Source organism: Branchiibius sp. NY16-3462-2, assembly GCF_001594145.1.
GTDB lineage: Bacteria > Actinomycetota > Actinomycetes > Actinomycetales > Dermatophilaceae > Branchiibius.
The window spans coordinates 23793-37260 of record NZ_LVCF01000035.1 but is presented as its reverse complement, the minus strand read 5'-3'; the positions used below and the strand labels follow the sequence as shown (position 1 = coordinate 37260).

At 66.5% G+C, this 13468-nt stretch carries 9 protein-coding genes; 2 read left to right on the top strand and 7 right to left on the bottom strand.

From position 1 onward, the window contains the following. Positions 1-4: 4 nt before the first annotated feature. From alaS to AZH51_RS09560, 7 genes are all read right to left on the bottom strand, one after another. Positions 5-2713 carry an alanine--tRNA ligase gene (gene alaS, locus AZH51_RS09590; protein WP_291523634.1) on the bottom strand — a complete coding sequence of 903 codons (2709 nt, stop codon included), beginning with the start codon at positions 2711-2713 and terminating at the stop codon, positions 5-7. Positions 2714-2822: 109 nt separating this feature from the next. Further along, a complete protein-coding gene (locus AZH51_RS09585) occupies positions 2823-4025 on the bottom strand; it encodes an ABC transporter ATP-binding protein (RefSeq protein ID WP_291523632.1) in 1203 nt (400 codons plus the stop codon). A gap of 13 nt (positions 4026-4038) precedes the next feature. Continuing rightward, positions 4039-5115: an ABC transporter ATP-binding protein gene (locus AZH51_RS09580; RefSeq protein ID WP_367188040.1), complete on the bottom strand. Its 1077-nt coding sequence runs from the start codon at positions 5113-5115 to the stop codon at positions 4039-4041. Positions 5116-5125: 10 nt separating this feature from the next. Continuing rightward, the gene (locus tag AZH51_RS09575) at positions 5126-6115 is read right to left on the bottom strand and encodes an ABC transporter permease (protein WP_291523630.1); all 990 of its coding nucleotides are present in this window, start codon (positions 6113-6115) and stop codon (positions 5126-5128) included. A gap of 80 nt (positions 6116-6195) precedes the next feature. Then, a complete protein-coding gene (locus tag AZH51_RS09570; RefSeq protein ID WP_291523628.1) occupies positions 6196-7239 on the bottom strand; it encodes an ABC transporter permease in 1044 nt (347 codons plus the stop codon). 147 nt (positions 7240-7386) lie between these two features. Further along, positions 7387-9180, bottom strand: coding sequence for an ABC transporter substrate-binding protein (locus AZH51_RS09565; protein ID WP_291523626.1), 1794 nt, complete (start codon positions 9178-9180; stop codon positions 7387-7389). Positions 9181-9366: 186 nt separating this feature from the next. Further along, positions 9367-10737 carry a replication-associated recombination protein A gene (locus AZH51_RS09560; RefSeq protein WP_291524263.1) on the bottom strand — a complete coding sequence of 457 codons (1371 nt, stop codon included), beginning with the start codon at positions 10735-10737 and terminating at the stop codon, positions 9367-9369. Between the two features lie 22 nt (positions 10738-10759). On the opposite strand from AZH51_RS09560, the gene AZH51_RS09555 reads away from it, so the two are divergent. Continuing rightward, positions 10760-11542: a GNAT family N-acetyltransferase gene (locus AZH51_RS09555; protein ID WP_291523624.1), complete on the top strand. Its 783-nt coding sequence runs from the start codon at positions 10760-10762 to the stop codon at positions 11540-11542. A 78-nt stretch (positions 11543-11620) separates the two neighbouring features. Continuing rightward, positions 11621-13459, top strand: coding sequence for a GMC family oxidoreductase (locus AZH51_RS09550; protein WP_291523622.1), 1839 nt, complete (start codon positions 11621-11623; stop codon positions 13457-13459). Positions 13460-13468: the final 9 nt, after the last annotated feature.

Genomic DNA, 13468 nt, shown 5'->3' with positions numbered 1-13468 from the left:
TGGCTCAGCGGGTGGGGACGGTCGACCCGATGGCGTGCTCGCCCGCCTCCAGAGCCTCGCCGGTCTTGGCGGGATTGGTGCCGCCACCCTGTGCGAGGTCCGGCTTGCCACCGCCACCGCCGCCGAGGACTCCGGCGGCCACCTTGACCAGGGCACCGGCCTGCACACCCCACCGGCGGGCCGCCTCGTTGGTCGCGACGACGATCGACGGGCGCCCCTTCGCGGTCACCGTCACCGCCACGACCGCGGGACGGTCGTTGCCGAACCGCTGACGGAGGTCGATCGCCAGGGTGCGCGCATCGTCGGCGGCCCCGTCCCCGAGGTCGACGCTGGCGAACTGCACGCCGTAGACGTCGCTGGCCTCGTTGACCAGGCGGCCGGCATCAGCAAGCAGCTGCTGCTGGTGCAGACGCGCGATCTCCCGCTCGGATTCCTTGACGCGCGTGAGCAATTCGTGGATCCGCTCGGGCAGTTCTTCGGAGGACTGCGCCTTCAGCAGACCGGTGATCTGCGACAGCAGTGTGCGTTCCTTGCCCAGGTAGCGCAACGCGTCGATACCGACCATGGCCTCCACTCGGCGTACGCCCGAACCCACGCTCGACTCGCCGGTCAGGCTGATCGCACCCACCTGGCTGGAGTGCGCCACGTGCGTGCCACCGCACAACTCACGCGACCACGGACCACCGATCTCCACGACGCGGACTTCCTCGTCGTAGGTCTCGCCGAAGAGCGCCAGGGCGCCCCATTCCTTGGCTTCGGGCAGCGTCATGTACTGCGCGCTGACCGGAAGGTCCTGTCGCACAGCGAGATTGGCGACTTCCTCGATCTCGGACCGGGTCGCCTCGGACAGCGCGGAGTTCCAGGCGAAGTCCAACCGCAGGTAGCCCGGCTTGTTGTACGAGCCGGACTGCAACGCCGACGGACCGAGCACCTGGCGCAGTGCCGCGTGCACGACGTGGGTGCCGGAGTGCGCCTGGCAGGCGGACAGCCGCCAATCCGGATCGACTTGCGCGTACGCCGCGCTGCCGACGGTGACCGGGCCACCTTCGACCGTCACGGTGTGCACGACCAGACCCTTGACCGGGCGCTGTACGTCGATGACCTTCAGCGTGGAACCGTCGGCCGTGATGGTCCCCGAGTCGGCGATCTGACCACCGGACTCGGCGTAGAAACTGGTGCGGTCCAGTACGACCTGACCGGTCTGACCCGGCTGCAACTCAGCGACCTGCTCACCGTCCACGACGAGACCGCGGACCGTGCCCTCGGCCGAAAGTGACTGGTAGGCAATCCAATCCGTCGCACCGAGCTCGCGCAGTTCCTTCCAGACCTCCGTGTCAGCGTGACCGTGCTTCTTGGCCTTCGCGTCGGCCTTGGCCCGCGCGCGCTGCTCCTGCATGAGCGTGCGGAAACCGTCCTGGTCGACGGCGACGCCCTGCTCGGCGGCCATCTCCAGGGTCAGGTCGATCGGGAAGCCGTAGGTGTCGTGCAGCGCGAACGCCTGGTCGCCGCCCAGGGTCGCCGAGCCACCGTTCGCCTTCGCCTTCACGTCGGCCACAGCAGTGTCCAGGATGGTGATGCCCTGCGCGAGGGTGCGCCGGAAGGCGTCCTCCTCGGCGTAGGCGATCTGGCTGATCCGCGCGAAGTCGGTCTCCAGCTCCGGGTAGGAGGCCTTCATCCGGTCTTTGCTGACCGGCAGCAGGTGCGGCAGGGCGACGTCCTCGTAGCCGAGCAGGCGCATCGCCCGTACGGCGCGGCGCAACATCCGGCGCAGCACGTATCCCCGGCCCTCGTTGCCGGGGGTGACACCGTCGCCGATCAGCATCAGCGAGGAGCGCACGTGGTCGGCCACCACCCGCAGGTGGACGTCGTCGGGGTGGCTGGAACTCGCGGCGTGACCCGAGTGCGCGCCGTACTTCTTCCCGGTCATCTCGGCCGCCTTGTCCAGCACGGGGAAGACCTCATCGATCTCGTAGAGGTTGTCCACCCCCTGCAGCAGGCTCGCCATCCGCTCCAGGCCCATTCCGGTGTCGATGTTCTGGGCCGGCAGCGGTCCCGCGACATCGAAGTCCGCCTTGGATCGCACCGCTGACAGGTCGTCCTGCATGAAGACCAGGTTCCAGAACTCCATGTAGCGGTCCTCATCGACCGCCGGGCCGCCCTCCGCGCCATACTCCGGGCCGCGGTCGTAGAACAGTTCCGAACACGGTCCGCCCGGTCCGGGGACGCCCATGTGCCAGTAGTTATCGTTCTCGTCCCGTCGGGTGATGCGTTCGGCGGGAACACCGATCAGGTCGCGCCACAGCGCGAACGCCTCGTCGTCGTCGCGGAAGACCGTCGGCCAGATCCGCTCCGGGTCCAGGCCGTAGCCGCCCTGGGTCTGCGAGGTGGTGATGAGCCCCCACGCCAGCTCGATGGCGCCCTGCTTGAAGTAGTCACCGAAGCTGAAGTTGCCGTTCATCTGGAAGAACGTGCCGTGCCGCGAGGTCTTGCCCACCTCCTCGATGTCACCGGTGCGCACACACTTCTGCACGCTGGTGGCGCGCGGCCACGGCGGAGTCTGCTGACCCAGCAGATACGGCTTGAACGGCACCATGCCGGCGTTGACGAACAGCAGGTTCGGATCGTCGTAGATCAGTGGGGCGCTGGGCACCACCGTGTGATCGCGATTCTCGAAATAGGTCAGCCAGCGGCGCCGGATCTCGGCGGTTTCCATGTGAATTCAGTCCTTTGTGGTGGTCGGGCAGGCGGCAGCTAGGCAGGGCTTTCTCAGCCCTCGATAGCTCGCTCCTGCACCAACCGGTCGATCACCCGGCCCAGTGTAGTCAGGCCGGGGTGGCCTCCGCGTCCGCGATCATCTCGGTGTTGATCTCCGGGAAGTGACAGGCGATCGTGTGCCCCGGCTCGGCGCCCTTCTTGTTCTCCAGAGGCGGCTCGGTCTGGGCGCAGATGTCCTGCGCCTTCCAGCAGCGCGTGCGGAAGCGGCAACCACTCGGCGGGTCGATCGGGCTGGGTACGTCGCCGACCAGGCGGATCCGTTCGGCAGGGACCGCGCCACGGACCACGTTCAGGTCGGGAGCAGCCGACAGTAGGGCCTGCGTGTAGGGGTGCTGGGGCGCGCCATAGATGTCGTCCCGGCTGCCCAGTTCCATCACCTTGCCCAGGTACATCACGGCGATCCGGTCGGAGAAGTGGCGCACGACGCCCAGGTCGTGCGCGATGAAGACGAACGCGATGCCCATCTCCTTGCGCAACTTGCTCATCAGGTTCATCACCTGGGCCTGGATGGAGACATCCAGCGCCGAGACCGGTTCGTCAGCGACGATCACCTTGGGTTCGACCGCCAACGCGCGGGCGATGCCGATGCGCTGCCGCTGACCGCCGGAGAACTCGTTGGGGTAGCGATTGATGTGCTCGGGGTTCAGGCCCACGACGTCGAGTAGTTCCTCGACCCGCGCCTTGATCTTGTTCTTCGGCACGATCTTGTGGATCTCCAGCGGCGTGCCGATGATCGTCTGCACGGTGAACCGCGGGTTCAACGATCCGTACGGGTCCTGGAAGATCAGCTGCAGGTTGCGCCGCATCGGGCGCAGGTCCTTCTCCTTGGCGTGGGTGATGTCCTGGCCCTCGAAGGTGATCTTGCCGTCGGTGGGTTCCAGCAGACGGGTGATCAACCGACCGACGGTGGATTTACCGCACCCGGACTCCCCCACCACACCGAGGGTTTCGCCGGCCGCGAGGTCGAAGGTGACCCCGTCCACGGCACGGGTCTGCAGGGTGGTCGGGAACAGCCCGCTGTACTCCTTGACCGGGAACAGCTTCTGGACGTTGTCCAACGTCAGGATCGGCGTGCGGTCGGCATCCGAACTCGGATGCACGATGGTCTGCGTCAGATCGACCGGACCACCCGCCAACTCGTTGTCCGCGACGGCGTCGGTGGACAGTCCCTGCGTGGTGCCTTCGTTCGTCTGCTCGACGCGCTTGCGCAGCTCGTCGCTGAGGATCTCGTCTCTTTTTGGATCAGTCATGGCCTCGGCTCGCTTACAGGTTCGGTTCGATCTCGGCCGCGAAGATGCTGGCCGGGTCGGCCAGGTGACAGCGGGAGAGTCGGCCCGGCTCGCCGGGGACGGGCAGGAATTCGGGCAGTTCGGTGACGCAGCGCTCCCCCGGGACACGCGACATGTAGTCGCAGCGAGGGTGGAACGAGCATCCGGTCGGCAGTTTCAACAGGCTCGGCGGGTTACCGCGGACCGGCTTCAACTCACTACCCACGTCGGTGCTCAGCGACGGAACACTGGACAGCAGTCCCCAGGTGTAGGGGTGCCGGGGGCTGGCCAGGATCTCCTGGGCGGTGCCGTACTCAACGCTGCGCCCGGCGTACATCACCATGACGTAGTCGGAGACCTCGGCCACGACGGCCAGGTCGTGGGTGATCATGATGATCGCCGAGCCGAACTCCTTCTGCAGGTCGTTGAGCAGGTCCAGGATCTGGGCCTGCACGGTGACGTCCAGGGCGGTGGTCGGCTCGTCGGCGATCAAAAGCTGCGGGTCGTTGACCAGACCGAGGGCGATCATCGCCCGCTGCCGCATACCGCCGGAGAACTCGTGCGGGTACTGCTTGGCCCGTCGCTGCGGGTTGGGGATGCCCACGCGATCCAGCATCTCGATGGCCCGCGCATTCGCGACCTTCTTGGACACCTTGTTGTGGATCTTGTAGGCCTCGGCGATCTGGTCACCGACGCGCTTGAACGGGTGCATCGCCGACTGCGGGTCCTGGAAGATCATCGCGACCTTCTTGCTGCGGACGTTGCGGAAGACGCTCGGCTCGGCACCCACCAACTCGGTGCCGTCCAGGTCGATCGAGCCACTGATCAGGCTGCGCTTGGGATCGTGCAATCCCATCACAGCCATGCTGGACACGGATTTACCCGAACCGGACTCGCCGACGATGGCCAGCGTCTGGCCCAGTTTGACCTCGTAGGACACCCCGCTGACCGCGTTGACGACACCGTCGCCGGTGGGGAACTGAACCTGCAGGTCCTTGACCGTCAGAATCGTCCTGGCGTCCTTGTCGACCGGCGGGCGACGGGTGGTACCTGTCTCGATAATCGCTGACACGTAAGGCTCCTCAGCTCAGTTTCACGCGGGGGTCGACGACGCCGTACAGCAGGTCGACGATCAGGTTCCCCACACTGGTCACGATCGCGGTCACCACGACGATTCCGCTGATGACCTGCAGATCGGAGTTGTTGAAGGACTGGATCGACAGGTATCCCATGCCCTGCAACTGGAAGATGTTCTCGGTGAAGATGGCGCCACCGACGTCGAGCACCAGGTTCAACCCGACAAGGGTGAGGAACGGTGCCATGGTCGCGCGCAGAGCGTGGGACAGCGTGACCCGCCATTCCGAGAGGCCCTTGGACCGCGCCGTGCGGACGTAGTCGCCGGAGAGCGCATCGATCATGTTCGCGCGGACATACCGCACGTACCCGGTCGCGGCGTACAGCCCGTACAGCATCCACACCCCGATGAAGCCGGTGATCCAGGCGAAGGGGTTCTCGAAGGGCGATGTATAGCCGGGCTGCGGCAGGATCGGGTTCAACACCATCAGGTAGAGGTAGAACAGCAGCGCCAGCACGTAGTAGGGCACGGCTGGGACCGTCTGGGTGACACCAACGATGAATCTATCCAGGTAGTTTCCCCGGTTGCGCGCGGCGATCACCCCGAACGCCAGACCGAAGATGATGTAGACGACGGCGCCGCCGATGAGGATGCTCAACGTCACCGGGAGCACCTGGAACACGATGTCCTTGACGGGGCGGTTCTGGATGAACGACCACCCCAGGCACGGCGCGTCACAGCTCTGGGTCGTCGGCCCGGACCCGATCTCGCGGCCTGCGACCAGACCCTTCATGTACTGCCCGTACTGCTCGATACGCGGCTGGTCCAGGCCCATCTTGCGTTCGATCTGGGCTTGCTGGTTGGCCGTGCAGTTGCGTGGGCACAGCGAGGCGACCGGGTCGCTCGGACCCAGGTAGAAGATCACGAAGGTGAGAGTGACCGCCCCCACGATCACGCTCAGGGTCAGCGCCAGCCGGCGCAGGATGTAGACGAGCACTCAACGCTCCTTGGTCTGCGACATCACGTCGGATCGGTTGATCGTCGGTTGGTGGACGATGGGCAACGGGGATAACCGCATCATCGTCGGGTGCTGGGGTTGAACGCATCGGCGACGGCATCGCCCAGCAGGCTCAGCGCGAGCACGAGCAGGGCGACGGACAGCACGGGTACCCATAGGTACAGCGGCTGGGTGGCGTAGTACTTCTGCGCGTCGGCGATCATGTTGCCCCACGAGGCGATCGGGTCCTGCAGGCCCACACCGAGATAGGACAGACCGGCCTCGGAGGAGATGTACGTCGGGACGGCCATCGTGAGGAAGACCAGGGTCACACCAACCAGGTTGGGGACCATCTCCTTGAACAGGATCCGCCGGGTCGGGACGCCGAGCACCCTTGCGGCCTGGATGAATTCAGACTCACGCAGGGAGATGACGGTACTTCGGGTCAACCGGGCCATCGTGGCCCAGCCGAAGATCAGCAGAATGAAGATCAGCGCCCCGAATCTGACCCGGGCGGTCGTCTCCTGGGTGATCGTGAACGGGTTGCCGAACCACGACTGGACGATCGGCACCAGACCGATCGCGAACAGCAGGAACGGCAGGGACAGCAGGAAGTCGACCCACCAGGAGACCACCTTGTCGACCCAACCACCGAAGTAGCCGGCCAGCAGACCGAGCACCAGGCCGATCAGCGTGGTGCCGATGGCGGCGAAGATGGCGATGGCGAGGCTGGGCCGCACGCCGTAGACGTAACGGGCGAAGATGTCACGGCCGACCTTGGGCGTGACGCCCAACCAGTGCTCGGAGTTTGGTCCGTCGATCGGGTTGCCGTCCAGGTCGACCAGGTTGGTGTCGGAGACGTTGGGGTCCTGCCCCTCCCACGAGGCGAGCAGCGGGGCGAAGATCGCCATCAGCAGGAAGAACAGCACGATGAACGAGCAGAAGATCGCCACTTTGTCCCGACGCAGTCGCTCCCAGGCGATCCGCGAAGGGGACTTGCTGGCGTTGTCCGTACTTTTGCGCCGGCCACGTCGCCCGGAGTCGTCAGGGGCGTGCTCGGCCTGGGTGAGTGTTTCCACACTCTCCGCGGCCTGATCCGGATTCAGTTGCGGACTGAGACTCATCGATCCTCCAATACCTGCCCACGAGCGGTTGATGCCCGCTGGTCGAGCCTAACCGGAACGGGTGTGTCCGGTGAGGTGTACTGCCGCACCGGTGAGCCCGCCTCCGCGGTCGCGAAGGCGGGCTCACCTGGCGTTGCTACCCGAAGGTCAGCCGACCCAGATCTGGGCGAAGTCCGGCATACCGCGGTTCGGGTCGTTGATCACGTTGTGCACCTGCTTGCCGAACAACAGGTTCGCACGACCGTAGTCGAGCGGAACCGCCGGCAGGTACTTCTCCGCGATCTCCTTGTCCAGCGTGTTCCACTTCGCCTGCTGCTGGTCGATCGGCAGGACGGCGATCGCGTCGATCTGCGCGTCCAGGGCCGGGTCCTTCAGCATGCCGACGCTGATCGACGCGCCGATGGCGGCAGAGGTGAAGATCTGCGGGTAGACCGAGTCGTTCGCCGGCCAGTCGTAGCACCAACCGCGCGGACCCTGGCCGGTGTTGACCGAGCCGTCCGTCAGGTTGCGCTTCTTACGCAGATCGGTCTTGGAGACACCCACGTCCTGCACCGTGAAGCCGGCCGCGGTCAGCGCCTGCTTCTTGACCGAGTTGGCCGCAACCGCTGTCGGGTCGTTGTTGGAGTAGTAGTAGGAGATCTTGAAGCCGGTCTTACCCGCGGCCGCCAGCATTTCCTTGGCCTTGGCCGGGTCGCCGTTGCCCTTACCGGTCAGCCCGTTCACCGGGGCGTACGCCTCGAAGCCGGGGATGTTCGCCGAACCGTAGGTGGTGGCCGGGGTGAACGACAGGGTCGTCTCACCGGTGGCCTTGCGCAGCTGGTCGATCGGGTACGCAACGGCGTACGCCTTGCGAACCTCGAGCGGGACCGACCGGCTGTCGATGGTCGCGTAGGTGACACACGGGTCCGGACCGACGACCAACTGGTCGGCGTTGCTCGCGCCCGCACCGCTGACCTTGCTGATCAGCGAGGAGTCCACGCCGTCGAAGTTCAGCGACGTCGCCGCGGTGCCGTTGGAGGCGATGATCGCGGTCTGGTTGGGAACGATGTCGACGCCGAACTTGAAGTCGTAAGCGTCGACGAACTGGTGACGCACCGGGTCGGAGTTGGGGTCCCAGTTCGGGTTCTTCTTCAGCTTCAACTCGCTGCCGACGGTGTAGCTGTCGAACATGTATGGCCCGGAGGCGATCGGGTTGTTGCCGTAGTTGGCCTTGGTGTCCTTGGCCTGCGGGATCGGCGACATCACCGGGAACGCGGCGTAGTACGGGAAGGTCGGCCACTTCTTCTTCAGGTGGACGACCAGCGTGGTGTCGTTCGGCGCCTCAGCGGTCGTGAAGTTGGCGTCCTTGCCGGTGTACGGGCCGGTGTAGACGTTGTCCGCCTGCTTCTCAGCCGAGGGGTCCGGGAAGTTCTTGTAGTACTGGAAGCCGTAGTTAGCGGCCGGACCGTCGGGGTAGTCCGCGGTGTCGAACGAACGCTTGATCGAGTAGACGAAGTCGGCGGCCTTGATGGTGCTGCCGTCGGAGTACTTCATGTTCGGCTTGAGCTTGAAGGTCCAGGTCAGACCACCGTCGGACTGGGTGCCCAGGTCCTCAGCCAGGTCCGGCACCAGGACCGGCTTGCCTTCCTTGCCCACCCGGTAGGCGGTCAGCGACCGGGTCACCAACTGGCTCATGATGGCGTCGGTGTCCTGGTAGTAGTCACGGGTCGGGTCGAACGTCTCCGGCACCGCGTTGTAGGGCACCGTCAGGGTGCCACCGGTCTTGGCACCGTCAACCGCGGGGGCCGGGCCCTTCGCGGTGGGGTCCAGCGCAACCGTCTGCGATCCCCCACCGCTGGTCGCGTTGTCGCTGCTTCCACCACCCTTATCGCTTCCGCCGCCACACGCGGCGAGCGACAACGAACCTGCGGCGGCCAGCGCCACGATCTTCGTCCAACGCATTGAGTTGCTCCTCATAGGTAAGAACCGGGAACTTCCGGCACGAGCGCGCGGGTTGTCCGCGGCACGCTGGCCACCACCATCCAACGCTGAGCGCCGACTGTCCATGCCCCTTGACCCAACTGTTATCGGTGTTAACCGAACCGTTACAGAGGGGGTGGATGCGGCGACTTTACGGTAAACATCCAGTTATACCGAAGATTCGTCATCGACTGCGGTTTCGCCACGGATGCGTCGGCGGTTGGCTTTCCACCGCGGTCCCAGGGTGTTTTCCCAGCCGCGATCGGTCGGTTGGTAGTAGTCCGCCTCAGCCACCAGATCATCCGGCAGGTACTGCTGCGGGCCGACCCCGCCGGGCTCGTCGTGGCTGTAGCGGTACCCCTCACCATGACCCAGCCGCTCAGCTCCGGCGTACCCGCTGCCCCGCAGGTGGGGTGGTACCGCTCCCCCGCGGCCGGCGCGGACATCGGCGATCGCCGCGTTGATTCCGGCGTACGCCGCGTTCGACTTGGGTGCCAGCGCGTTGTGCACGACGGCCTGGGCCAGGATGATCCGTGCCTCGGGCATGCCGATCTGGGCGACCGCGTGCATCGCGGCAACCGCGGTCTGCAGCGCGGTCGGGTCCGCCATGCCCACGTCCTCGCTGGCGGCGATCACGATCCGGCGGGCGATGAACCGGGGATCCTCCCCCGCCTCGAGCATCCGGGCCAGGTAGTGCAGCGCCGCATCGACGTCGCTGCCCCTCATCGACTTGATCAGCGCGCTGGCGACGTCGTAGTGCTGGTCCCCGGCGCGGTCGTAGCGGACCATCGCCTGTTGCATCGCCTGCTCCACGTGGGCCGCGGTGATCTGCTGCTGCCCCGCTGCGGCGCCGGCGGCTGCCTCTAGTGCAGTCAGGGCACGACGGGCATCGCCACCCGCCATCCGCACCAGATGGGCCTGCGCATCGTCGGCCAGCGTGAACTCGCCCGCCAGTCCGCGCTCGTCGGTCAACGCATCCTGCACCACGGACGCGATGTCATCATCCGACAACGGCTGGACAGTCACGAGAATCGAGCGCGACAGCAGCGGCGCGATGACACTGAACGACGGGTTCTCGGTGGTCGCTGCGACCAGGATGATCAAACGGTTTTCGACGGCTGGCAGCAACGCATCCTGCTGGGCCTTGCTGAACCGGTGGATCTCATCGAGGAAGAGCACCGTCGCGCGACCGTAGAGAGCACGGTCCTGCTTGGCGGCATCGATCACCGCCCGGACGTCCTTGACGCCGGCGTTGATCGCGGACAACTCCACGAACTTGCGGTCGGCGGCGAGCGCCACCAGGTGGGCCAGGGTCGTCTTACCGGTGCCCGGTGGACCCCACAGGATCGCCGACATCGGTCCGGCGGCACCGCTGGCGCCCTCGATCAGCCGCCGCAACGGGCTACCCGGGCGCAAGCTGGCCTCCTGGCCACGGACCTGCTCGATCGAACGCGGACGCATCCGCACCGCCAGCGGAGCCGCGAGGTCGACGGCGTCGCCGGCCGCCGCGGCAAAGAGGTCGTCGCCAGATCCGCTCACCACACCTGACACGCTAACCACCGTGGGTGACATTCGATCGGTCGCGTCGGTGCAGGACCTGCTGGACATCGCGGACGATCCGTTCCTGCGGTACGACATCGGGCCCGGGTCGGTCACTGCTCTGCCCGCGTGGTCATCGGGGACGGCGAGCGCCTATCTGCGCCGCCCCCCGCATCGACGGGGTCTGTCGATGAACCTACAAGGACCCGGTGACGACGCGGCCGCGTTGATCGAGGCGTTGCCGGACCTGCTGGGGCAAGCGGCCGCGGCCCACCCCGAGCTGGCAGGACTCACACTGGATGCGCACCTGGTGGCGCAGGCGCAGTCACGGCTCGGCTCGGCGTACCCGATGGTGTTGATGGGCGCTTGGAGCTGGATGTTCACCCGCGCCCCGGTTGTCATCGAAAACCACTGGCAACCGGAGGAACTGGACGATACCCGCGATCAAGCGGAACTGGTTGGGTTCTACCGGCGGGCCAACCCGGCGGCGGAGTCCGAGCCGGGCGAAGGTAGCTCGCGTTACTGGCTCGGGATCCGCGATCGGGGACCACTGGCCGCCGTCGGCGCCATCCATCTGACGCCGGCCGGGGCGCCCCACCTGACCGGCATCGCCGTCGACCCCGACCACCGCGGCGCCGGTCTCGGCCTGGCGATCACCGCGGCGCTGACCGACTGGGCGATCGGGCGGTACGGCGTGGCCACGCTCGGCGTCATGACGGACAACGCGCGGGCTGTCGGCCTCTACCGGGGGCTCGGATATGGCACCGCGCACGACTGGCGATCGCTTCGGTGGCAACCCTCCTAGGGAGGTTCCCGGCGTGTGACCGCGCTCATAGCTTACGGATCGGTAGGTACCGTCACACCACCGAAACGAGGAACGTCCATGCCCTCATTCCGACCTTCCCGCCGGGCCGTCGTCACCGGCGCCGCGCTGGCGGCCGTCGCACCTGTCCTACGTCCTGGCATTCTGACCGCCGAAGCAGCCGCGGAGCCCAGCGAGGTCGACTACGTCGTCGTGGGATCCGGACCCGGCGGTGGCCCTGTTGCCGCCCGTCTGGCCCTGGCCGGCTACTCGGTTCTGGTCCTCGAGGCCGGGCCTGCCCATGGGGACGACCTCTACTACACCGTGCCGTCGTTGTGGCCACGAACCGTGTCGGATCCGCAGATCCGCTGGGACTACTTCGTGCGCCACTATTCGAATGCAGCGCTGCACGGCGGTCAGTTCGTGCCGGAGAAGGACGGCGTGCTCTACCCCCGGTCGGCGACTATCGGTGGCTGCACCGCGCACCACGCGATGGTCACCATCACCGCCTCGCCCGACGACTGGAGCGAACTGCAGACGATCACGGGCGACCCCACCTTCAATCCGGACCAGATGTGGAAGCACTGGGAGTCGGTGAAGTCCTGGCAGCCCGTCGAACAGGTGCTCCCGTTCCGCAACATCGGTGATCTGCAGATCGACGCGCTGTTCCTCGCCGGCCTCACCGACGACACCACGCTGCCGCCCGGCGCCGGCATCAAGTGGGGAGTCGATCCGAACTCCTGGGCCAACACCAAGGCCAACGGTCCGGGGTTCTTCGTCTCGCCGCAGAACTCCACGAAGGGCAAGCGCGTCGGCCCGCGAGAGTTCCTGCTGGCGACGGCGGCCAAGCGCAGCAACCTGCAGATCCTCACCGACGCCCTCGCCGAGAAGGTGATCTTCGAGACCACGCCGGGTGGCGCGCAAAGAGCGGTCGCCGTCAGCTACCTGGCCGGTCGGCATCTGTACCAGGCCAGCCCGGATGCCACCGCGCTCACCGACAGCCAGCGGGCGGAGTTGAGAAGGACCGTCTCGGTGCGCAAAGAGGTCATCCTGGCCGGCGGCTGCTTCAACTCCCCGCAGTTGCTGATGCTGTCCGGGATCGGGCCGGCCGCCCACCTACGCTCGGTCGGGATCGAGCCGCTGGTCGACGTACCCGGAGTGGGTGGCAACTTCCAGGACCGCCACGAGGCGACCACAGTCATCGAACTGGACAAGCCGTTCAGCTCCATCGACGCGTGCGCCCTGACCGGTGCCGCGGACGACGTCTGCCTCGACCGGTGGAAGACCGGCGGGAACCTCGCGGTCTACGGCAGCAACGGGGCGCCGTTCTACATCCGCCGCCCCTACAGCAAGGGCCGGCCGAACCGGCCGGAGATCGCGCTGCTCGGTGTCTTCGGTGAGTTCTACAACTTCCGGCCCGGCTGGGTCGACAAGGCGTTGGGTAAGCCGAGCAACCACTTCACCTGGATCGCGGTCAAGGCCTACTCGCAGAGCCGGTCCGGCACCGTGCGGTTGCGCTCGGCGGACCCGACGGTCACCCCGCTGATCAACAAGCACTCGTTCGACGACGGCACCGGCGATCTCTACGACCGCCAGGCGGTCGCGGAGGGGATCGCCACAGCCCGCCGGATCAACAAACGCTCCGGGCTGAAGTACCGCGAATTGGCACCCGGACCCACGACCGACCTGGACACCTACGTGGTGCGGGAGCAGTTCGGCCACCACGGTTCGTGCACCAACCCGATCGGAGCCGCCAACGAGTCGATCGCCGTCCTGGACTCCAAGCACCGGGTGCGCGGCACGACCGGGCTTCGTGTTGTTGATGCATCCTCGTTCCGCAACATCCCGGGCAGCTTCCTGTGGGCCCCGGTGGCGACGATGGCCGAACGGGCAGCCGCGGAGATCCTCAAAGACGCGTGAACCTAGGCT

Bases quoted from the DNA above. Each gene is read 5' to 3' on its own strand.
- alaS (WP_291523634.1), bottom strand. From the start codon at position 2,713: ATGGAAACCGCCGAGATCCGGCGCCGCTGGCTGACCTATTTCGAGAAT.
- AZH51_RS09565 (WP_291523626.1), bottom strand. From the start codon at position 9,180: ATGCGTTGGACGAAGATCGTGGCGCTGGCCGCCGCAGGTTCGTTGTCG.
- AZH51_RS09585 (WP_291523632.1), bottom strand. From the start codon at position 4,025: ATGACTGATCCAAAAAGAGACGAGATCCTCAGCGACGAGCTGCGCAAG.
- AZH51_RS09570 (WP_291523628.1), bottom strand. From the start codon at position 7,239: ATGAGTCTCAGTCCGCAACTGAATCCGGATCAGGCCGCGGAGAGTGTG.
- AZH51_RS09550 (WP_291523622.1), top strand. From the start codon at position 11,621: ATGCCCTCATTCCGACCTTCCCGCCGGGCCGTCGTCACCGGCGCCGCG.